The following is a 20,726-nucleotide window of genomic DNA, read 5'->3' on the forward strand; positions in this document are numbered from 1 at the left end:
CCACATCAACACAAGGAGGCAACTGCGCGTGGAAGGCAGACGCGGCATCACGCTGAAGGACATCGCCGCCAAGTACGGCGTGAGCCCGGACGGGGTGGCGACCTGGACGCTCCGGCCCGAGTGGAAGAAGCGTGTCCGGGTCATAGGGACCCTCGGGCGAGCCAACGAGTACCACCCCAAGGACGTCGACGCGCTGGTGCGTGAGTGGATGTGGCTGCCGCCGACGCAGACCAACATCCCTCGCGGGCAGTTGCTGACGCTGAAGGAGATCGCCGAGTACACCGGCATCGGCTATGCCACGGTCCGTTCCGATGCGGTGGGCAGCGAGGAAAGGCCCAGCCGCCTAGGGGAGCCGGACGACGTTCAAGGGCGTGCCCGGCTGTGGCGCCGGGAGACGGTGGACAAGCGCTACCGCGGCAAGCAGCTGCGCCGACGCAAACCCAAGGGTGAGGTGAAATGACGTAGTGGTGTGGTTAACTAAGTGTGCTGGTGGGGGGTGGCACCTCACCAACACCCGACACCGACCACACCCGCCCAGGAGGCGCACCATGGCCCACAACCCGACCACCGTCGAGGCCGCCTGCATCAACGCCTGCACCACCGGCTGCACCAACGGCACCTACGCCCGACGCGTCGAGTACGGGCCCGGCCGCGCCGACTACCTCACCATCCAGTGCGCCTGCCGCGGCACCGAGTGCCTCTCCTGCCAGTACGGCTTTCCCTGCGAGGTCAACGGCACCCAGTACGCCGACCCCGAGGCCGACCCGTGGGCGGACCTAGACGAGGAGTAGAACACCACCGTGGCCCTCCCCTCCTGCTCTGGGGGGAGGGCCACAGGCATCTTCGCTAAACCGCCCGCGCCCGGGCGCCTGCTCCGATAACGTCCTGAGTGCCCGATGCACAGGGGGAAGCGCGCATCCAACCGCCTGTGCGTGCTGACGCATCGGCTCCGGCGGGCCGGACGCTCGTGCCCGTGCCCCGGCCCGCCACACCCCTTCTACTCGGCCCCCTCGCGCGCCCCGGCCGCACAGTGAGCATCGATCGCCTCGGCCAGGCTCCTCAGCCCCCCGCTGATCTGCTCCGGCCTCAACGCCACCTCCACCTCCAGATCAGTGCCCGGCTGCGCGTCCTCCAGGTCCACATCCACCCCCACGTCGAACGTGCCCGCAGACGCCTCGACGCCCCCCATGCGCAGCACGACCTCCACCTGCATCTGAGCGACCTTCACTGCTTCCCCTCCTGCGCCTTCTTCGGGCCCTTCGTCAGGCGCCGCACCCGGCCGCCGGCCATCGCGACCACCGAGTCCGCCTGCGGCTTGGAGCGGTACGGCTTCACCGATCCGTCGGGGAAAACCACCTCCCACTCCTCGTCGCCAGCCATCACCGCACGGTCCTGCGGGGCCGTGTCGGCCGTCATCCCTGTTCGCCTGCGCCCACCACAATTGCATCCCATAAAACCCCCCGGCCTATCAAAAACAATAGTTTCTAAAAGTCGTTTTACCGATTTGCGTGTGCGAGTGGAAAAGGGCGTCTCGTGCACCTATAACCTGCGCGTGTGCCAGACCTGATCACTCTTATTGTCGCCGCCGGGGCGACTGCCAGGATCACCCGCCTCGTGGTCGCTGACACCATTTCTGAACCCGTGCGCCGGTGGGCCCTGCCCCGCATCGCCCGCGGCCGCGCCGACCGCGCACGCATCGCCCGCGGAGAACAGGCCCCACCCCCCTCAGGCCTGCGCGCAGCCCTGGTCACTCTCCTGACGTGCCACTGGTGCGCGAGCGTGTGGATCGCCGCCGCCGTCACCGCCGCGGCCTGGGCCAGCGGCGGCCACTGGGCCTTCACTGCCCCATGCGCCGCCCTCGCCATCGCCTACCTCGTCGGCTTCGTCGCCGACCACGAAAGGGAGTAGGCGATGCCCAAAGAGAGGATCAGAGAAGGAGGGGTATTCCGCCATTTCCGTCGAGGAACAGCGGAAAAGAACGGGGTCTCGGTCACCCGAGACGTCACCGTCGCCTCAGCCGCCCTGGTCAGCGACAAGCAGATCAAGCGCGCCGTCGCACGTAAGGACTGGCAAAAAGAACTCTGGGACTACTTCGACACGATCGGTGAACTGCGCTACTCGGTGCGCTGGCTCGCCAACGCCATCTCCCGCTGCACCCTCTACGTCGGCGAGTACACCGAGGAAGGCTCCGAACCCACACCCCTCACCGGCTCCGCCGCGCAGACGCTGCCCTGCCAACTCCTGGACGACCTGTACTACGGGCCCATCGGCCAGTCCGACATGCTGCGCCGCCTGTCCCTGCACCTGTCCGTGCCAGGGGAGTCCTACCTGGTCGGTATCGACCCCGACCCCGAACAGGGCATCACCGAACCCGCCTGGTACGTCGCCTCCAACGAAGAGCTCAAGGCCAACGGCAACAAGGTCACCCTGATCCGGCCTGAGACGGGTGAGCCGATCACGCTCACACCGGAGAACTCCACGGTCATCCGCCTGTGGACCCCCCACCCCCGCAACGCGTGGGAGTCCGACTCCGCGGTGCGCGCGACCATCCCCGTGCTGCGCGAGATCAAGGGCCTGTCCGACCACATCGCCGCCACCGTGGACTCCCGGCTCGCAGGCGCCGGCATCTTCGTCGTCCCCCAGGGCGCGTCCCTGCCCACCCCCGCGGCCGCCGACGCCACCGCGGTCCAGGAGGACCCGGACGAGGACATCCTGGGCGCCCTCACCACGGCGATGCTCACCGCGATCGAAGACCGCGACGACGCCTCCGCCGTGGTGCCCATCGTCATCCAAGTCCCCGACGACTCCATCTCCAAGTTCCAGCACATCAACTTCTCCAGCGAGCTCTCCGACAAGGTCTCCCAGATGCGCCGGGACGCCCTGGAGCGCTTCGCTACCGGCGCGGACCTGCCCAAGGAGGTCGTGACCGGCGCCGGGAACGCCAACCACTGGGGCGCCTGGCAGATCGAGGAGAGCAGCATCAAGCTGCACGTGGAACCGCTCATGGCGGTGATCTGCGACGCCCTCACCCGCCAGTACCTGTGGCCTGCCCTGCGCACCCACGGCGTACAGGACCCTGAGCAGTGGGTGGTCTGGTACAACCCCAGCGAGCTGTCCCAGCGCCCCAACAAGTCCGCGGAGTCGCTCGCCCTGTGGGACAAGGGCCTGCTCTCCGACGCCGCTACCCTGCGCGAGAACGGGTTCGCCGCCACCGACGCCCCCTCCCCGGCCGAGCACCAGCGGTGGCTGGCCGAGCGCCTCCTGCTGACGCGCCCCAGTTCCTCCGGCCTGCCCCAAGGGACCACCGCGGCCGAGATCAGCGCCGAGGACGGCTACGACCGCACCGCGCCCGCCCTGGTCGCGGCCATCACCACCGACCCCGGCCACATCGACCCCTGGTGGGTCAGCGCCGTCGAACAAGCAGCCCTGCGCGTCATGGAGCTGGCCGGCAACCGCTGGCTGGGCCGTCAGACCAAGCGCTTCCGCGCCGAGAACGACCTGCGCTCCCACCCCTCCTGGGACCTGCACACCCGCATCGGCGACACCCCCACCATCGAGGAGATCGACACCCACCTGCTGCGCGCAGACGCCCTCGCCGCGGCCGCCGTGTCGTTCAGCCCCTCAGTGCTGAACGCCCTCGACTCCTACTGCCGCCACCTGCTGACCACCCGCACCTCCCACAGCCGGGCCCTGCTCACCGGGTGGCTCGTCGAGAACGGCTGCACTCCGGCCTCCTCACTACCGACCGCCGCCTAGCACGGAGAGGGCGATGTACGACAGCAGCCGCACCCTGGAGCGCGCCGAGCGCAACGTCGGCGCGGCCGTTGACGACGCGTTCGCCGCCTACCTGCGCCAGGTCCGTCGTGACGTCCTGGGCGAGGACACCGTTACCGCGGACGCTTCCCCGGCCGACCTGCCGCCCAACCTGGACGCCTGGCCCTCGTCCAACGTGTGGATCGAGCTGGTGCGCCGCTTCATCGCTCCGGCCATCGCCGCGGCGTTTGGACTCGCCTTCGACACCGCGGCCCGCGCCGACCTGCACCAGTTCCACCGCTACCAGCAGACGTTCATGGACCAGGTCTTCGACCGGCTCAGCGCGTCGCTGTGGCCCGACACCGCTTTCGAGGCCGTGCGCGGGGACCTGGCCGAAGGCCTCGACGCCGGAGAGTCCATCCCCCAGCTGCGCGAGCGCGTCGGCGCCGCCCTGGGCGTGGACCGGTTCGGGTACCTGGCCGAGCGCATCGCCCGCACCGAGGCCCACACCGCGACCGAAGGCGGATCCTGGTCAGCGCACATGGCCTGGGCCGACCTCTCCGGCGAAGAGCTCTACCAGCTGTGGGACTCCACCCGCGACGGCCGCACCCGCCTCACCCACCAGCTCGCGCACAACCAGATCGTGCCCCTGGGAGGCCGCTTCCTCGTCGGCGGAGCCAGCCTGGCCTACCCCGGTGATCCCACCGGCCTACCGCAGGAGGTCATCAACTGCCGGTGCTCGACCCTCGTGGGCAGCCGGGACGAGGTCAGCAACCTGGCCGACCTCAGCCCCGAGGACCTGCCCGTGCAAGCGCCCGAGCAGCTCCCGCTGTTCGCGCGGTCCGTGGCCCACGTCCAGGACCGCACCAGCCCCCTCGTCCTTCACCCCGCAGCGGAAAGAGCACACCGATGGACCGCACCCCAGCCCACAACAACAGCCGTCGCCGCCGCACCCAGTACGGGTCCCAAGGTGGCCTCGACGAGCCTGCCTTCGAACCCGACGCGTCCGCCTGGACGGATGCGTGTGACAGCAGCAACGACAGCGCCAGCGACGCCGGCGCCGAGTGATCCCGGAGACGTCATGACCGAGACCGTGGCTGAACCCGCAGAGCCTGTGGCCCCCGTGCAGCGGCTGTTCTGGCGGGCCGCGATGGTGCCGCTCGACACCCGCGCGGACTACCGCATCATCACCAGCCCCAAGGACGGGCTGGTCAAGAAGACCTCGCTCTCCTGGCTGAAGTGGCAGGAGCGCACCGCACCCGGCCACGACGCCGCCGTGGCGATCGGCCGCGCCGACCGGGTGTGGGTGGAAGACGGGTGGCTGTGGGGCGAAGGCGAATGGGACCTGAAGGACCCCGACGCCCTGCGCGTGATCGACAAGATCGAGCGTGACTTCGCCGGGACACTGTCGGTGGACCTGCGCGACGGCTGGGCCGAGGAGATCATCGTCGACCGCGACGGCCACATCATCGCCGAGGAGGACCTGCCCGACGACTTCGACGAGCTGTACACCCTCTTCAACACCGGCCAGCTCCAGTTCATGATGCGCGTTCACGACTGGCGGTTCGAGGGCGTCACGCTGGTCCAGTCCCCGGCCTACTACACCTCCCGCATCTGGATCGTGCGCCCCGAGCAGGGCGCCCTGACCGCCGCGGCGACCGGCGATGAAACCCTGCCGCTGGCCGACCGCGACCGGGACTGGGACGGCGACGCCGCCAAGCGCCGCCTGGCCGACGCTGGCAGGCTCAACGCCGGGTGCTTCTGGCGCACCGACGACGCCGACCCGGACAGCGACATCCAGAACGACTACAAGCTGCCCTTCGCTGACATCGTCGACGGCGAACTCATGGCCGTCCCGGCAGGGATCATGGCCGTGGCCAACGTCCTGCAGGGCGGCATGGGCGGCGTGGACCTGCCCGAGGACGACCGCGACGAGATCCGTGACCGGGTCGAGGACTACTACGAGCACATGGCCGAGGAGTTCGACGACCCCGACCTGAAGGCCCCCTGGGAAGACGATGACGATGAGGACGAGGCGATGACGGCCGCCGCGAACACCGCGGTGCTCACCGCCGCCGCCGGGATCGCTACCGAGACCACCACCTGGGCTGAGCAGGTCGCCGCGAACATCCCCATGGAGCCCCCGGCCGAGTGGTTCACCAACCCCGAGCTGGCCAGCCCCACGAAGGTGCGCGTCACCGACCACGGCCGCGTCTACGGGCACATCGCCACCTGGGACACCAACCACGTCGGGTTCCCCGGCCAGAGCGTACGGCCGCCGCGCTCCCAGACCAGCTACGCCCACTTCCAGCGCAACCGGGTCCGCTGCGCCGACGGCACCACGGTGTGGACCGGCACGCTGGTCATGGGCACCGGCCACGCCGACACCCGCGTCTCCAGCTCGGCGGCTGCCGCCCACTACGACGACACCGGCTACGCCGTGGCCGACGTCGTGTGCGGCGAGGACGAGACCGGCATCTGGTTCTCGGGCTGCCTGAAGCCGGGCGCGAGCCCCCTGCAGGTCCTGACCCTGGACCGGTACTCGGTCTCGGGCGACTGGCGCCAAGGGGAACTCGTCGGTGTGTGCGTGGTCAACGTCCCCGGCTTCCCCATCAGCGAGAACGAACTGTCGCTGGTGGCAGCGGCCTCCGGCGGCGGCATCCTGCCGACCGTGCGCCTCCAGGCCCGCTACGACGGCGCCGACCCCGTCGCCCTGGTGGCCTCCGGCGTCATCGCCCCCGCACGCACCGCCACGGCCGCGACCGTGCACGAGCGCGTGGACCTGGAGCGGCTGCACCAGCGCCTGGACGAGATCCCCGCCCAGGTCTACACCGCGACCGTGCGCGCCCAGCGCGAGTCCGCGGAGCTCGCCGAGCTCGCCAGGCAGGTCGACCAGGACGCCTTCCAGGCGATGGCCGAGCAGATGGGAGTCGTGTGATGGGATGCGGGTGCGGGAACCGAACCGCGGCCACCTCCGCCCAGCAGATCGCCCGACGCGCCCCGAAGGCGGGGGACTGGGAGGTCCTGGACTACCAGGGCCAGCGCGTGCAGATCTACAAGGGCCGCGACGCCGAACGCCTGGCCACTCGCCACGGCCTCAATATCGGCGGGAGCTGGCGCAAGATCACCGAAGATGATGTGACCGGCGAAAACACACCTGCGGCTGTATAATCGCCGCAGAATCGGACCGCTGACCGTGACAAGTTCCGAGCGGCCCTACTCTTCAACTTCACACCGTTGTGTGCTGTCTGCGCGGAAGTGCCGGGCACGGAAAACCGACCGTTTTCACGTGCAAAGGCCCTGCCATGACTGTTCTCGAAACCCTCCTGTCCCGTATCCAGGAGGCGGATTCCTCCGGGACCACCGTCAGCCACGACGCGCTGTGCGACGAGGTCCGCTCCTACGTCAACTCGGCCGCCGGGTCCGACATCCACCTGGGCGACGAACTCCAGGTGGTCGCCCGCCACTACGGCGACCTGTACAACCACGGCGACTACGACCCCGCCCACGCGCCGGACATGCGTCGCCTGGCCGCCGCGCAGAAGGCCATCAAGGCCGTCTTCAACGAGCAGAAGGACGAGCGGGCCAAGCTCGACGCGGAGCTGGCCGCGGTCGCCGACGACGTTCTCAACCCCGACGGCGCTGAGGCCCCGGCCGAGGAGGACACCCCGGCTGAGGACGCCCCGGCCGCGGAAGAGGACACCGACGAGGGTGAGCAGGAGGTCGGCGAGCAGGTCGTCATCGAGCAGCCGCCGACCCCGGCCAGCCCGGAACCGGTCGTGGCCTCCGCCCCGCGGATCCGGCCCGCCCCGGTGCCGGTGCGCCGCCCCTCCGCGATCGGTCCCAACCGTGCGGCCCGCCCCTCGGCCGAGGGCACCGCCAAGCGTTGGTACTCCGTCGTGGCAGCCGCGGACGTGCCCCGCACCACCGCCGGGTCCGTGCTGAGCATGTTCGACCTGGCCAACGCTGCCATCAGGAAGTTCAGCAGCATGCCCATCGGGCAGCGCAACGTCCCCATCCAGCAGCAGCCGTTGGCGCTGATCAAGAACAGCTTCGCGCACGACCTGACCACCTACGGCGACAGCCGCGACCAGGAGGTCATCGACCGCGTCTCCGACGAGAAGCGCCTGCCGGGCGGCTCCCTGGTGGCCGCGGTCAAGCAGGCCAACGACGCCCTGGTCGCCGACATCTCCGGCGGCTGCTGCACCGAGGCCTCCTCCGACGTGTGGTGCGCGCCCTCCGAAACCGACTACACGCTGTGCCCGCCGCTGGCCTCCACCGAGGGCATGGTGGACCTGCCGACGATCCCGATCAACCGCGGCGGCATCAAGTACCCGGTGTGGCCGATGGCGCCGATGGACTGGCACGGGGTCAACCACCCCAACAGCTGCGAGACGCCGCTGGCTCCCAACCACTTCGTGGACAACCCCAAGACGTGCATCGAGGGGCCCTGCCCGACCTGGGTTGAGGAGCGCCTCAGCGTGGAGCACCTGTGCATCGAGGGAGACTTCCTGCGCGAGCGCGGCTACCCCGAGCTCACCCAGCGCTTCGTCGAAGACAGCATGGTGGCGCACGCCCACTACATGAACGGCGTCTACCTCGCCGACATCTTCAACCGCTCCGACGCGCTGGCCCCGTTCAACGTGACCACGGACGGCATCGGCAGCGTCAGCGACTCGGTGATGGACCAGATCGGGCTGCTCGTCGCCTGGTTCCGGGAGCGGTACAAGGTCGCGGAGGGCACCACCATGGAGGGCATCGCCCCCCGGTGGTTCCGCACCTACATCAAGGCCGACATCGCGCGAAAGAACAACCGTCCCTTCGCTACGGTCACCAACGCCGAGGTCGACGAGCTCTTCGCCGCCTACAACGCGCGCATGCAGTGGGTCCTGGACACCGAGGGCATCGACCCGACCGCGACCCTGCCCAACGGGGCCTCCGTGGACGGGCGCATCATGCCCGGCACCTGGGCGCCGTCGGTGGAGATCGTGCTGTACCCCGCGGGCAGCTGGGTCTTGGGGCAGCAGGACGTCATCCAGCTCGACACCGTCTACGACTCCACCAAGCTGTCCACCAACAAGTACACCTCCCTCTTCTACGAGGCCGGGTGGTTGCTGCTGAACCGCTGCAACCGGTCCTTCCGTATCCGCCTGGACGGGCTGTGCCGCAACGGCGGCGTCGGCGCGCCGGTGACCATCACCTGCCCGCAGCCCACCGTCCCGACCCCGACCCCCGAGCCGGAGCCGGACCCGGGCACGCAGACCCTGGCGGCCGCGACGAACACCCCCACGCCGTCGTTCAGCGTCGAGGCCTCCGTCGACACCGAGAACTCGACCAAGTCCAGCAAGTCCAGCAAGTCCAACAAGAGCTGACCACCCCAGCGCCGGGCGGCCCCGTAGTGGTGGCGGGGCGCCCGGCCTCCCCTTGGTGATGTGAGGAGCTGCGGTGGCCTACTGCGATGCCATCCCGCGCCTGCAGGTGCCGTCCCCGGACGCCACCGCCCAGGCCGACCCGCGCTACGGGCTGCTGTCCGCAGCGACCCTGGTCGAGGACATGGACCCCCACGCCTTCCACGGCGTGGAGTACGAGGCGGTCTGTGACCCCAAGGTGCGCCTGTACGAGGTGCACATGGACTGCCCCAACCCCGACCAGGCCGCGATCAAGGTGGGCGACCGGTCCCGGGTCACGATGACGGCCGACCCGTTCGCGGTCTATGCCGTCGAGCAGTGCCTGGACGCGCGCTCCAGCCAGCAGATGCAAGACGACCTGCGCCGTCGCCTCCTGCGCGGAGAGCGGCACGTGATGGAGGCCGCGGTCTACCACGGCCTGGCCGGAGCGGCCCCGTCTCTGCGTCACTCCAGCACGGTCGTGCTCAACGGCGGCACCGCGGTGGACGTGCCGCTCGCGGTCGGCGCCCTGGAACACCGGATCGCTCTCGCCGGTAGGACGGGCACGATCCACGCTCCCCGGTACATGGCCGCCGTCATGGACGACCGGCGACTGCTGCACCGCCAGGGCCCCACCCTGCGCACCCAGCTCGGCACGTCGGTCGCCTTCGGGTCCGGCTACACCGGCCAACCCCCCGCAGGGGTCGCCGACGACGGCAACACCTGGCTCTACGTCACCGGGCCGGTCACGGTGCGCCGCTCCGGCGTGCTGGAGCCCGCCCGCCTAGACGGCGGCGGCTTCGACATGCGCACCAACACGCCCTTCGTCCTGGCCGAGCGCGTGTACGTCGTCGACTGGCCCTGCGGAGTCGCCGCGATCCCCACCACCATCCCGCGCCTGGACATCGGCTTCGACCCGGCCTCGCTCACCCCGACGCCCCCCGAGCCCGAGCCTGCCCCGTGAACCTCGACTTTCCTGCTGCCTGGAGGTAGCCCCCATGGTGGATTGCCCAAGCTTCATCGGCGCCCGGGTCATGCGCGCCACGCGCCTGGACTCCTGCGGACGCCCCGTCTACGGCCCCGATTCCGTGGTGACCACCCGCGGTCTCATCTCGGTGAACATCGAACCGTCCGTGGAAGAAGGCGAAACGTTCACCCAGCGCAACATCAACGGCGACCTGTGCGTGAACGACCAGGGCGAAGACACGATCCAGTGGTACGACGTGTCCATCGAGTTCTGCCAGGTCGACGCGTGCCTGTGGCAGATCCTCAATCCGGCCTGGAAGCTGGTGCGCAACGCCCACGGCGAGGTCACCGGCCTGCGCATGGGCCAGAAGATCGACAACACCCGCGGCTTCGCGCTGGAGCTGTGGCCCAAGATCTCGGGCGAAGGATCGCTCTGTGACGACGACGCCCCCGAGGACGCCGACCCGCACGGCTACTTCCTGTTGCCCTACACGGTGGGCCGGGCCCCGGACGGGTTCAGCTTCGAAAACGGCGTGACCACCTTCACCCTCAACGGGAGGACCAAGCGCGGAGCCCTCTGGGGCAAAGGGCCCTACAACGTCACCTACGACGCTGACCGCAACCCTGTGCCGCTGCTGGAGCCCATCTCCTCCGGCGCCGGAGGAGAGGACCCCGACCACTTCCACTGGGACCAGACTCTGCTCTCCCCGCCCGAGCCCCTGTGCGGCTGCCAGCCGCTGGAGCCCCTCACACCCACTGTCGAGGGCGGCACCATCACCGTCGACCCCGTACAGACCAACCGGGCCTGCTTCACCGTGCAGGGATCGGCGGCCCGCCAGGTACGCATCGACTGGGGCGACGGCTCCGAGGCGGTCACCTCCCGCGTGGGCCGCGAGGAGTGCCACCTCTACACCGCGGCGGGCACTTACACCGTGGAGCTGTGCGACATCGACGCCGAGTCCGGCGACGCGGACCTGTGCTCGACCTACACCGTGGAGATCACCGAGGTCCCCGCTCTGCCTGACCCGGTCATCAGCGTCACCCCGGCCTCCGGCGACGCCCCGCTCCCGGTCACCCTGACGGTGGACAACCACGGCAACGGCGACGTGACGATCGACTGGGGCGATGGCACCGCGCCCACCCAGCACGACGGCGGCACCACCGAGGAACCGGCCACCTACCCGCACCAGTACCTCGCGGGCCGTCCCGAGCCGTACACCATCACCGTCACCGCGGTCGAGGACGAGCGCGCCACCGCGACCACCACGGTCCAGGTCGCCGCCGACGAGCCGCCGGTCGCCCCCGAAGCGTCGGTGGACCCGGCCGCCGGCACCGCGCCGGTCGAGACCACCCTGACGGTGAACAACCACGGCCGCGGCGACGTCGTCCTGGACTGGGGCGATGGCTCCGACCCCGAAGCGGTCACCGGAGGCGACACCGGCCAGGAAGCCGTCCACACCCACACCTACACCGAGCCCGGGGAGTACACGATCACCGTGACCGACGAGGCCGACGCTTCTCTGTCGGGAACGGCCACGGTCACCGTCGACGCCCCGCCGCCGCCCGTGGACCCGACCAACCTCGCCATCACCGACGCCACCGCCAGCGAGCTGGGCGTGAGCTGGGAGTGGGCCGGGAACGAGACCGACCTGAGCGCGTTCCAGGTCCGGCACCGCACCATCCCGGACGGCACCTGGTCCACCCCAGAGGCGGCGATGGTCAACGACCGCAGCTTCATCGTCACCGGCCTGACCGCCTCCACCGAGTACGAGATCGGCGTCACCGCGGTGAGCACCGACGGCACGTCCTCGGCCGAGGTCACCACGACCGGCACCACCACCGCCGTCTGAGGCGGTCCCTCACGTGTCGGGGCTGATGGCGGGTCAGCCCCGACACCCCCTGTCTTCGCGAAAGGAGTCTGCGGTGAGCAGCACAACCGGTGTTGTCCTGGTGGTCCTCATCATCGCGATCATGACGGTCGTCGCCCTGGCCGTCCTCGTCTTCGGCGCGGTGCGCGCCCTGGAGACGCGGCGCCCCCACCGTGGCAGCTCCTACGAGGCGCCACCTCCAGTCGCGCACCACCCCATGTTCGACCGGGACCGGGATCGGGACGGCCGGTGACCTGGCCCATGCCCCCCGGGTCGGGGCCGTGCCAGACCTGGCCGCTAGACCCCTCGTGCCTGTGCAAGGGCTGGTCGCCCAACCCGGGGGAGTGGACCGCTGAGCAGATGCGGTCGGTGGAGATGGCCACCGAACTGCTGTGGCGGCTCACCGCCGGAACGTTCGGGGTGTGCCCGCAGATCGTGCGCCCCTGCCGACGCTCCTGCCCCCAACCCCGGCACGGCGGCGGGATGCAGCCCGCGGTCATCGACGGCGTGTGGGTCAACCTCTCCGGCTGCGGATGCGGATGCGTCACCCGGTGCGACGACTGCGACTGCGGGCGCGGCCCCGACCGCATCACCATCCCGGGCCCCATCTACGCCCCGATCACCGCGACCGGCGCGGCCGACCCGGGCCACCCCGTCCGCGTGTGGGTGGACGGCCACCAGCTCACCCCCGACCAGTACTGGATCCAGGCCCCCAACCAGGTCGTGCGCACCGACGGCGGCCGCTGGCCCCAGTGCCAGGACATGTCCGTGCCCCACGACGCCCCGGGGGCGTTCGCGATCTCCTACTGGAGGGGCAACCCTGTCCCGCCGGGCGGGCGCCGGGCGGTGGCCAAGCTCGCCTGCGAACTCGACAAGGCCTGCCGCGGCGACGACTGCGAGCTGCCCGACCGCGTCACCGAGGTCGCGCGCGAGGGCATCTCCTACACCATCCTCGACCCGCAGGAGCACCTGGACCGCGGCCGCACCGGCCTGCGCGAAGTCGACCTGTGGCTGTCCACGGTCAACCCCAACAACCTGCGTTCCCGCCCCAAGGTGTGGTCGCCCGACCTGCCCAAGGTCCGTCGCGAAGGGATCCGCCCATGGGCATGACCTCGCCGTGGAAGGTCACGCAGGCGCTGCGCCAGTGCGTGGCCGACAAGCTCGCCACCATGTCCGTGCCGGTGTGCGAGCTGGCCATCATCTGGTCCGGACACCGCGACCCCGCCGACGTCTGCGACTGCACCTGCCAGGCCGGTAACGGCCAGGGGTGGGTACGCATCATGTCGATCACCCCGAAACCGACACCGGCCAAGATCCCCCTCGGGGGCTGCTCGGGCGGGTGGATCATGCGCATCGAGGTCGGGGTGCACCGGTGCGCTCCCACCGGGGTGGGGGAGGACCGGCCCACGGTGGAGGCCAAGGACGCCTACGCCAAGGCGATGATGGCTGACGCCCGCGCGCTCATGGCCGCCTGGGCCTGCTGCGACTGGCACGACAAGCACGAGATCCGCCGCGGGGTGAACGAGGTCGTGCCCGTGGGCCCCCAGGGCGGGTGCGGGTCGGTGATCGTGGTCGGGCAGGTCGAGCTGGACGGCTGCCCCTGCTGATGCGCGTCTACCTGCACCACTTCGAGCTTGAGGAGCTGCTGCGCGGCCCTCACGGGCCGGTCGTGCAGGAGGTGACCTCCCGCTCTCGGACGGTGTCGAACTTGGCCAAGCGCAAGGTCGGCGTGGACACCGGTCGGCTGAAGGGCAGCATTCGCTTCACGGTGCGGGTGCAGGGCAGCCGGGTCATCGGCACCGTCGGGTCGATGGTGCAGTACGCGCCCTACCACCACGAGGGCACCGGCATCTACGGGCCCCGCAGGCAACCAATCCGTCCGGTCAAGGCCAAGGTGCTCGCGTTCAAGCCGAAGGGGTCCCGGGCGACGGTGTTCGCCACGCAGGTGCGCGGCGCCCGGCCCAACCCCTTCCTCATCGACGCCCTGCGCGAGGCCGTGCCGTGGCCAGTGCGCATCAACCACCTCGCCCTGTGATTCCGTAACAGCATGGGCACGGTGCGTGATGGCTATCGTGGGCCCTACCCGCCAACTCAAGGAGAAACGCTGTGTCGACCAACATCGAGGTCATCGACTTCCAGACCCCCAAGGTCAAGGAACGCAAGAAGGTCACCACCACCCTGACTCTCGTGGGCCGCGAATACGAGGTCGTCAAGCCCAAGGACGCCGCGCTGTTCTTCTTCTCCGGCGCCATGTCGGAGACCGCGAACGACGCCGACGTGTGGTTCCAGGTCCTGAAGCTGATCGACGAGATCTTCGACCCCGTCGGCCGCAAGGAGTTCTACGAACGTGCCTGCGACCGCGAGGACCCCCTCACCGCCGGCGCCCTCTTCGACGCCCTGGAGCAGCTGTCGGAGCGATGGACCGCCAAGTCCGCGGCCCAGGCGGGAAGGCCCGTCGTCATCGAGGCCGTCCCTGACAGCGTCCCCGACGACCTGCCGATCCTGCACATCCAAAACGACGAGCTCGACCTGGACCTGAAGTTCTACCCGCCCAAGGACATCATCCTCGGCATCACCTCCGCCGCCCTGGGCGTGGGTGTGGACGACCAGTCCATGGTCTGGTTCACCACCCTGTTCCTGGACGCGTCCCTGCCGCTGTCGGACCGGCGCATGCTCAGGCGGCGCCTGCACACCCGCCAGGGCGACCTGGAGCTCGACGACCTGCTCGGCATGGTCCAGACGCTGACCGAGCGCTGGTACCCCGAGAGCGAGGTCGGCAACCGGCGCGCCCGCCGGGCCGCGGCCTCCCGCAAGCGCAAGGGCGGCACGACCACACCAGTCAAGGTCACCACCAAGCTCAACCCCCCGGCCAAGAAGTAGCCCCCGGTGGCGGGACTGCGCTCCCTGACGCAGCCGCCGCACCCGCTGCCGCACACCTTCCGGGTGGACGGGCACACCCTCACCGTGCCTGCCCACCCGACCCGGTGGTGGGTCCGCGCGCTGGCCGCCAAGGCCCCCGGCTGCTGGTGGTCCATCATCCCCGCAGGCCTGGACCGCGAGGACATGCTGTACCTGGTCCAGCGCCTGGACGACTCCCGCGACGCCTTCGACCTCGACCACATCGAGACCCTCGCCGAGAAAGTCATCGGTCAGATCATGGGCATGGACCTGTGGGCCGTGCACCGGCTGATGAGCTACGCCTACTCCAACTGGGTGCGCCTGGAGGCCTGGTGCTGGCAGAACGGGGCCCCGCGCCTGCTGGAGGGGCACCCGGCCTCGGTGGCCTCCGCGGTCTACGCCTGGAGGCTTTCGGCCGCCCAAGCGGCTGGCAGTGAGCAGAAAGCCCGCCAGGAGCTGAACAAACTCGACACCGAGGTGTGGGGTCCACCCCCGATGCACATGCACTCGGGGAACCTGCGTGATGTGACCCCGCAAGGGTGGGAGGAGAAGAACCAGGCCGCGTTCAAGGACTTTTGATCAGGCCGAATCCTCAGGCCATCACCCATAATGGGAAACGCCTCGCCGTCATGAGCGGAAGTGCCGGGCGGGCATGACCACCTTCCCAGAGGGCCACCCTCTGGGGCGCATCGCCGACTGCGCAGAAGTGCCGGGCGACTCGAATCCACCGGATTTGGAGTCCCCGCGTGACTGTGCTCGCTACGGCGGCCGTAGAAGTCATCGCCGAGACCGACGGCTTCGACGAGGACCTGCGGCGCAAGATCCACGACGCCAGCGCCTCTGCTGACCGCGCCTCCCGTGACAGCGGCCGCCGCATCGGCACGATCATGGGCGGCGCCGCCGTCGCCGCGGTCCTGGTCAGCGCCCGACAGATCAACCGCGCGCTCACCGGTATCGGCCGCGGCGCCCAGCGCGCGTTCACCGCCGCGCAACGCTCCCTGGACCGGTTCCGCGCCGGGTTCGAAGACGCCGAGGTGGCCGCGTCCGCACTGTCGGGGCGCATGGGCACCCTGGGCGGAGCCGCCCGACGAGCCTTGACCACCACGGTGGTCCTCGCCGAACGGGCCGCCAACGCCTTAGGGCGGGTCCGCGACGGGTTCATCTCGGCCGAGGTGGCCGCCTCCGCGTTCTCCGGCCGCCTAGGAACGCTGGGCGGGCAGATCCGCCGCGCCCTGAACCCCGGCATCGCCCTCATCGAGCAGTTCTCGAACGGTCTGGGCCGTGTCCGCGACGGGTTCATGAACGCCGACGCCGCCGCGTCCGCGTTCTCCGGGCGTTTGGGAACCCTCGGCGGGCAGATCCGCCGCGCCCTCGAACCGGCCCTGGTCCTCCCGCGCCAGATCACCGAGGGTCTGGGCCGTGTCCGCGACGGGTTCATGAACGCTGACGCCGCCGCGTCGGTGTTCTCCGGGCGCCTGGGGACGCTGGGAGGTGTCGCCCGGCGGGCCCTGAACCCCCTGTTCGACCTCACCCAGCGGGCCGCCGACGGCCTGGGCCGGGTCCGTGACGGGTTCGTCTCGGCCGACGCCGCCGCCTCCGCGTTCTCCGGCCGCCTGGGCACCGTCGGCGGCACCGCCCGCCGTGCTCTGGACGCGGTCACCAACGGGCTCGGCCGCGTCCGCGACGGCTATCTGGACGCCAACGCCGCGGCGTCCGCGTTCTCGGGCCGCCTGGGAACCCTGGGCGGCATCGCCCGCCGCGCGACCGACAACCTGTCCTCGACCTTCACCTTCCTCACCGGCAACAACTTCGCCGGATCCCAGCGCTTGATCGTCGGCCTGGGCGGCGCCCTGGGAGACGTGGCCACCACCGCCCGCCGCCTGGTCGGCGGCCTGGGCGTGGTCGCCAAGGCCTTCACCCTCGCCGCGACCAGCGCAGCGCTGTTCTCCGGCGCGACCGCGCTGATGCTGACGACCCTGCCCGCCCTGGGCGCATGGCTAGGGTCGATCTCCGCGGGCATCCTCGGCGGCGGCATCGCCACCATCGGCATCGTCGCGGCCGCCCAAGCCGAGCAGGTGCAGACCGCGTTCTCGAACATGGCCTCGCACGTGGGCGAGGTGATGACCGGCGTCGCCGGGCCGATCGAGCGCTCCCTGGTCGCCCTCGCCAACGACCTGACCGGCCTGTTCGACTCCTGGGCGCCCTCCTTCGAAGCCGGATTCGTCGCCCTGGGCCCCGCGCTGACCACGTTCTTCTCCGACGTCACCGGGTCAGCACGCTCCCTGGGACCGGCCTTTCAGGCCGGAAGCGAGGCCTTCGCCGAGATGCTGGGCGTGCTCGGCCCGCGACTCGGCGCGTCCCTGGAGCGGCTCTCAGTCGCGATGCAGGAACTGTTCGCCGCCGCCGACCACGACGGGTTCGCCAACCTCGTCGCCGGGATCTTCAACGTCACCGCGGCCCTGCTGGAGCTGTTCACCCGGGCCACCCTGGCCCAGGACGGCATCAGCCGCGACCTCGCCCCTGCCCTGGAGGCCCTGACCCCCCTGTGGGAGGGCTTCACCGGCGGCCTGTCCACCGCCGCGTCCGCCCTGGGCGAGTTCTCCCGCCGCTACCTGCGCGAAGTCTCCAACGGCATCGTCGCCGCGACCCCACTGCTGGAGGACTTCGGCGCCGGATTCGCCATGGCCGGCGACTTCATCGCCTCCCTGCTGGACGACCTGACCCCGCTCCTGGGAGCCATCGAGCCCTTCGTCGAGGGCTTCGTCATCGGCTTCACCGAAGCCCGCGAAACGATCGTCGACTTCGCCAGCGCCCTGCTGGAGCGCCTGGGCTTCGCGGAGGGGAGCCTGCGCGAGTTCGCGACCTGGCTCGGTGAGAACGAGGAACTGGTCCGCACCCTGGGCATCGCGGTCGGGTCGATCGTGGCCATCTTCGGCACCTACCGGCTCGTCGCCCTGGGCGTGGCGCTGGCCAACACCCTGCTGTCGAAGAGCTTCACCGCGATCGCACTCGGGATCCGCTCCATCCCCGTCGTCGGCTGGATCATCACCGCCCTGGGCCTGCTCGCTCTGGGCATCCAGCAGCTCTGGCAGCGCTCGGAGACCTTCCGGGACGTGGTGACCTCAGCCTGGTCCCGGATCACCGGCGTCTTCGAGGACGGCGGCGACCGGATCGGGGAGGTCCTGACCGCCTTCCGCGAAGGCTGGGACCGACTGGTCGTGGCCGCCCAAGGGGACGGCGGTATCGCCACCGCCTGGGAAGCCCTGCAGGACGCCGCCAGCACCGCCTGGGGCGTCCTGGAGCCGATCTTCGACCAGATCGGGGAGTCCTGGAACTTCCTGCTCGACCTCATCACCGGCGACCGGTCCCTGTCCGACGCCGGAGACCTGGTCGGCTCCTACTTCTCCAACCTCAGCGACATCGGCGAGAACATCGGCGGCTTCCTCATCCGCCAGCTCGAGCGCGTCCCGAGCATCGTCCTGGACGGCCTGGACTGGGTCGGTGAGACCTTCGGTCCGTGGCTCGTTGAGCAGCTCAAGAAGCTGCCCGGCTACGCCCTCGACGGGCTGCGTGTCCTAGGCGACACCGTCGGCGAGTGGTTCGAGGGTCTGCCCGGCCGGATCGAGACCGCTCTGGGTGTCACCGACGGGTGGGGCCAGTGGTTCTCCGACCTGGCCTCCGTCGCCGTGGAGCGCCTGCAGGAGCTCGGCGAGACCATCGCCGAGCACATCCAGCGCATCCCCGGCATCGTGCGCGAGCGCATCGGCGACGGCGCCGCGATCTTGGCCTGGCTCCGCGAGCTACCCCCCAAGATCGCGGGGTTCATGGTCGACTACGGGCCCCAGATCCTGCGCGGCCTGGCCATCGCGGCCACCGTCGTGGCACTGGGTATCCCCGCGCTCCTGCTCGGCCTGCTGGCGTCGATCCTTCTGGTCCTGGGCGTGATCGCCTGGGAGCTCATCAAGTGGGCGCACGAGAGCTTCACCAACATGGCCCTCGCCGCGGGCCAAGCCATCGGCGAAGGCATCAACCGAATCGTGCTGTGGTTCCAGGCGCTGCCAGGGCGCGTGCTGGCAGCGGTCCTCAACTTCGGCGCCCAGCTCTACGTCTGGGGCACCACCGCCCTCGCGCAACTGCGCCTGAGCTTCACCCAGGGGCTCGCCAACCTGCTGGGCAGCTGGACCTCGACCTGGACGAACCTGCGCACCAACGCAGAGACCACCTGGTCGCACATCGTCACCTGGGCCACCACTCAGGCCCAGAACCTGTACACGCGGGTGATGACCCCGGTCGACTCCCTGCGGCGCGCGGTGATCGCCGCGTTCGACGCAGCCCGCGCCGGGGTGGCGGTGGCCTGGGGCAAACTGCGCTCGGCCGTGGGCGAGCCCATCGAGTGGGTGGTCAACACGGCCTACAACGACTGGCTTCGCGGCGTTTGGGGCAAAGTGGTCGACAAGTTCGACGGCCCCGCCCTGCCCTCCTACACCGTCGCGTTCGCCAAGGGCGGCATCTTCCCCGGCAACGGCGGCGGCGTCTTCTCGGGTTACACCCCCGGCCGCGACGTCCACGCCATGCCCATGGCCGCTTTCAGCGGCGGCGAGTCCGTGCTGCGACCGGAAGTCACGCGCGCCTGGGGACCCAAGACCACCCTCATGCTCAACAAGCTGGCGCAGTCCGGCGGCGTCGCCGCGGTCCGCCGCGCCCTGGCGATGCTCTTCGCCGGGCAGAACCCCTTCACCGGCATGAGCGTGCCGCGTGTCGCCCCGGCCGCCGGCGGGGGAGGGTTCGCCCAGCGCTTCGCGCGCGGAGGCATCCTCGGCAACGTCACCGGCCCCCTGTCGGGAGTCGCGTCCTGGCTCAACTCCGCCAAGGACGACTTCGGTGAGGGCATGTTCGCCTTCCTGGAGGACCCCAGCGGAACCCTGCGTCGGCTGCTGGACCAGATCATGGACTACAAGCAGATGCCCGGCTGGGGCAGCACATGGACCAGCCAGCTCGCCAAGATCCCCAAGGGCATGGTCGACATCCTCGTCAAGGAAGCGGGCAACCTGTTCTCCCTCGACGGGATCGGGGACTGGGCCAACTTCGGCGGATCCGTCGGCGGCCGCATCGGCGCCGCCATCGCCTTCGCCCGAGCACAGCAGGGCAAGCCCTACATCTGGGGTGGTGTCGGACCCGCGGGCTACGACTGCTCCGGGATCGTCTCGGCGGTGCACAACGTGCTGCTGGGCCAAACCCCCTACAGGCGCAGGTACACCACCCACCCCTTCACCGGCCGCTCCTACGGCGGCTACATCCGCAACCTGCCCTCCCCGCTGATGGTCGGCGTCACCCACGCCAACGTCGGCCACATGTCCGGCACCCTGGCCGGCAAGTACAACTTCGAGTCCCGCGGCTCACGCGGCGCCGTCTTCGGCCCGGCCGCCCGCGGATGGAACAACAGCCTCTACTCCCACCGGTACGGGCTCGCCGCCATGGGCCGCATCCGTAACTCCCGCATGGGCGGCGAGGGACTGCTCTACGACGGCGGCGGCACCCTGTGGCCGGGCACCTACCTGGTCTCCAACAAGACCGGCAAACCGGAGTCGATCCGCACCTACGCCCAAGAGGAGCGAGTGTCCCGGCTGGTGCGCGCCGTCGAGCACCAGAGCGCCCAGGTCGCCCGCTCCCCGCTGGTGCCCATCGACCAGATCGGCGCGCTCCAACGGGCCCTGGGCGTGCGCGGCCGTGACACCGACACCGACGACCGGCCGCGGGTGTACGCCCCCATCACCGTCAACACCGTGGCCTCCGACCCCCAACAGATCGCGGTCCGGGTCGTGGACCGGCTCGTGCAGCAGTCCGGCGTCTAGGA

General features: G+C 70.2%; 18 protein-coding genes. 16 read left to right on the forward strand and 2 right to left on the reverse strand.

The window, feature by feature from the left end:
• Together ACSIH6_RS27870 and ACSIH6_RS27875 are read left to right on the forward strand one after the other, a co-directional pair.
• A partial coding sequence (locus ACSIH6_RS27870; RefSeq protein ID WP_435111303.1) for a hypothetical protein occupies positions 1 to 460 on the forward strand: 460 nt, incomplete at its 5' end.
• A gap of 88 nt (positions 461 to 548) precedes the next feature.
• Positions 549 to 791, forward strand: coding sequence for a hypothetical protein (locus ACSIH6_RS27875; protein WP_435111304.1), 243 nt, complete (start codon positions 549 to 551; stop codon positions 789 to 791).
• A gap of 206 nt (positions 792 to 997) precedes the next feature.
• On the opposite strand, the gene ACSIH6_RS27880 is transcribed toward ACSIH6_RS27875, so the two are convergent.
• On the reverse strand, positions 998 to 1,228 hold the full coding sequence (locus ACSIH6_RS27880) for a hypothetical protein (protein WP_435111305.1): 231 nt from the start codon (positions 1,226 to 1,228) through the stop codon (positions 998 to 1,000).
• Positions 1,225 to 1,416 (reverse strand): hypothetical protein, encoded by a 192-nt coding sequence (locus ACSIH6_RS27885; RefSeq protein WP_435111306.1) that lies wholly within the window; start codon positions 1,414 to 1,416, stop codon positions 1,225 to 1,227. Before ACSIH6_RS27885 ends, ACSIH6_RS27880 begins: the two co-directional genes overlap by 4 nt.
• 138 nt (positions 1,417 to 1,554) lie before the next feature.
• On the opposite strand from ACSIH6_RS27885, the gene ACSIH6_RS27890 reads away from it, so the two are divergent.
• The 14 genes from ACSIH6_RS27890 to ACSIH6_RS27955 all read left to right on the forward strand — a co-directional run bounded on the left by ACSIH6_RS27890 (position 1,555) and on the right by ACSIH6_RS27955 (position 20,724).
• Positions 1,555 to 1,908 (forward strand): DUF1360 domain-containing protein, encoded by a 354-nt coding sequence (locus tag ACSIH6_RS27890; RefSeq protein ID WP_435111307.1) that lies wholly within the window; start codon positions 1,555 to 1,557, stop codon positions 1,906 to 1,908.
• A 3-nt stretch (positions 1,909 to 1,911) separates the two neighbouring features.
• On the forward strand, positions 1,912 to 3,756 hold the full coding sequence (locus ACSIH6_RS27895; protein ID WP_435111308.1) for a hypothetical protein: 1,845 nt from the start codon (positions 1,912 to 1,914) through the stop codon (positions 3,754 to 3,756).
• Positions 3,757 to 3,769: 13 nt separating this feature from the next.
• Positions 3,770 to 6,691, forward strand: coding sequence for a phage minor head protein (locus ACSIH6_RS27900; RefSeq protein WP_435111309.1), 2,922 nt, complete (start codon positions 3,770 to 3,772; stop codon positions 6,689 to 6,691).
• Positions 6,691 to 6,924, forward strand: a complete 234-nt coding sequence (locus tag ACSIH6_RS27905) for a hypothetical protein (protein WP_435111310.1) — start codon at positions 6,691 to 6,693, stop codon at positions 6,922 to 6,924. The genes ACSIH6_RS27900 and ACSIH6_RS27905 overlap by 1 nt, the downstream gene beginning before the upstream one ends.
• A 134-nt stretch (positions 6,925 to 7,058) precedes the next feature.
• A complete protein-coding gene (locus tag ACSIH6_RS27910; protein WP_435111311.1) occupies positions 7,059 to 9,125 on the forward strand; it encodes a major capsid protein in 2,067 nt (688 codons plus the stop codon).
• A 73-nt stretch (positions 9,126 to 9,198) separates the two neighbouring features.
• Positions 9,199 to 10,104, forward strand: coding sequence for a hypothetical protein (locus tag ACSIH6_RS27915; protein ID WP_435111312.1), 906 nt, complete (start codon positions 9,199 to 9,201; stop codon positions 10,102 to 10,104).
• A gap of 34 nt (positions 10,105 to 10,138) precedes the next feature.
• Positions 10,139 to 11,956, forward strand: coding sequence for a fibronectin type III domain-containing protein (locus ACSIH6_RS27920; RefSeq protein ID WP_435111313.1), 1,818 nt, complete (start codon positions 10,139 to 10,141; stop codon positions 11,954 to 11,956).
• 73 nt (positions 11,957 to 12,029) lie between these two features.
• Positions 12,030 to 12,227 (forward strand): hypothetical protein, encoded by a 198-nt coding sequence (locus ACSIH6_RS27925; protein ID WP_435111314.1) that lies wholly within the window; start codon positions 12,030 to 12,032, stop codon positions 12,225 to 12,227.
• A gap of 8 nt (positions 12,228 to 12,235) precedes the next feature.
• Entirely contained in the window at positions 12,236 to 13,084 is an 849-nt protein-coding gene (locus tag ACSIH6_RS27930) for a hypothetical protein (RefSeq protein WP_435111315.1), read from the forward strand.
• The gene (locus ACSIH6_RS27935; protein ID WP_435111316.1) at positions 13,075 to 13,581 is read left to right on the forward strand and encodes a hypothetical protein; all 507 of its coding nucleotides are present in this window, start codon (positions 13,075 to 13,077) and stop codon (positions 13,579 to 13,581) included. The genes ACSIH6_RS27930 and ACSIH6_RS27935 overlap by 10 nt, the downstream gene beginning before the upstream one ends.
• The gene (locus tag ACSIH6_RS27940; RefSeq protein WP_435111317.1) at positions 13,581 to 14,009 is read left to right on the forward strand and encodes a phage virion morphogenesis protein; all 429 of its coding nucleotides are present in this window, start codon (positions 13,581 to 13,583) and stop codon (positions 14,007 to 14,009) included. Before ACSIH6_RS27935 ends, ACSIH6_RS27940 begins: the two co-directional genes overlap by 1 nt.
• A gap of 71 nt (positions 14,010 to 14,080) precedes the next feature.
• A complete protein-coding gene (locus ACSIH6_RS27945; protein WP_435111318.1) occupies positions 14,081 to 14,854 on the forward strand; it encodes a hypothetical protein in 774 nt (257 codons plus the stop codon).
• Positions 14,855 to 14,860: 6 nt separating this feature from the next.
• Complete coding sequence (locus ACSIH6_RS27950) at positions 14,861 to 15,451, forward strand: hypothetical protein (protein WP_435111319.1); 591 nt, start codon at positions 14,861 to 14,863, stop codon at positions 15,449 to 15,451.
• A gap of 167 nt (positions 15,452 to 15,618) precedes the next feature.
• Complete coding sequence (locus ACSIH6_RS27955; protein WP_435111320.1) at positions 15,619 to 20,724, forward strand: phage tail protein; 5,106 nt, start codon at positions 15,619 to 15,621, stop codon at positions 20,722 to 20,724.
• Positions 20,725 to 20,726 lie beyond the last annotated feature (2 nt).

Source organism: Nocardiopsis synnemataformans (assembly GCF_965343085.1).
GTDB lineage: Bacteria > Actinomycetota > Actinomycetes > Streptosporangiales > Streptosporangiaceae > Nocardiopsis > Nocardiopsis alborubida.

Bases quoted from the DNA above. Each gene is read 5' to 3' on its own strand.
- ACSIH6_RS27910 (WP_435111311.1), top strand. From the start codon at position 7,059: ATGACTGTTCTCGAAACCCTCCTGTCCCGTATCCAGGAGGCGGATTCC.
- ACSIH6_RS27905 (WP_435111310.1), top strand. From the start codon at position 6,691: ATGGGATGCGGGTGCGGGAACCGAACCGCGGCCACCTCCGCCCAGCAG.
- ACSIH6_RS27895 (WP_435111308.1), top strand. From the start codon at position 1,912: ATGCCCAAAGAGAGGATCAGAGAAGGAGGGGTATTCCGCCATTTCCGT.
- ACSIH6_RS27885 (WP_435111306.1), bottom strand. From the start codon at position 1,416: ATGACGGCCGACACGGCCCCGCAGGACCGTGCGGTGATGGCTGGCGAC.
- ACSIH6_RS27875 (WP_435111304.1), top strand. From the start codon at position 549: ATGGCCCACAACCCGACCACCGTCGAGGCCGCCTGCATCAACGCCTGC.
- ACSIH6_RS27940 (WP_435111317.1), top strand. From the start codon at position 13,581: ATGCGCGTCTACCTGCACCACTTCGAGCTTGAGGAGCTGCTGCGCGGC.
- ACSIH6_RS27935 (WP_435111316.1), top strand. From the start codon at position 13,075: ATGGGCATGACCTCGCCGTGGAAGGTCACGCAGGCGCTGCGCCAGTGC.
- ACSIH6_RS27930 (WP_435111315.1), top strand. From the start codon at position 12,236: ATGCCCCCCGGGTCGGGGCCGTGCCAGACCTGGCCGCTAGACCCCTCG.
- ACSIH6_RS27900 (WP_435111309.1), top strand. From the start codon at position 3,770: ATGTACGACAGCAGCCGCACCCTGGAGCGCGCCGAGCGCAACGTCGGC.
- ACSIH6_RS27920 (WP_435111313.1), top strand. From the start codon at position 10,139: ATGGTGGATTGCCCAAGCTTCATCGGCGCCCGGGTCATGCGCGCCACG.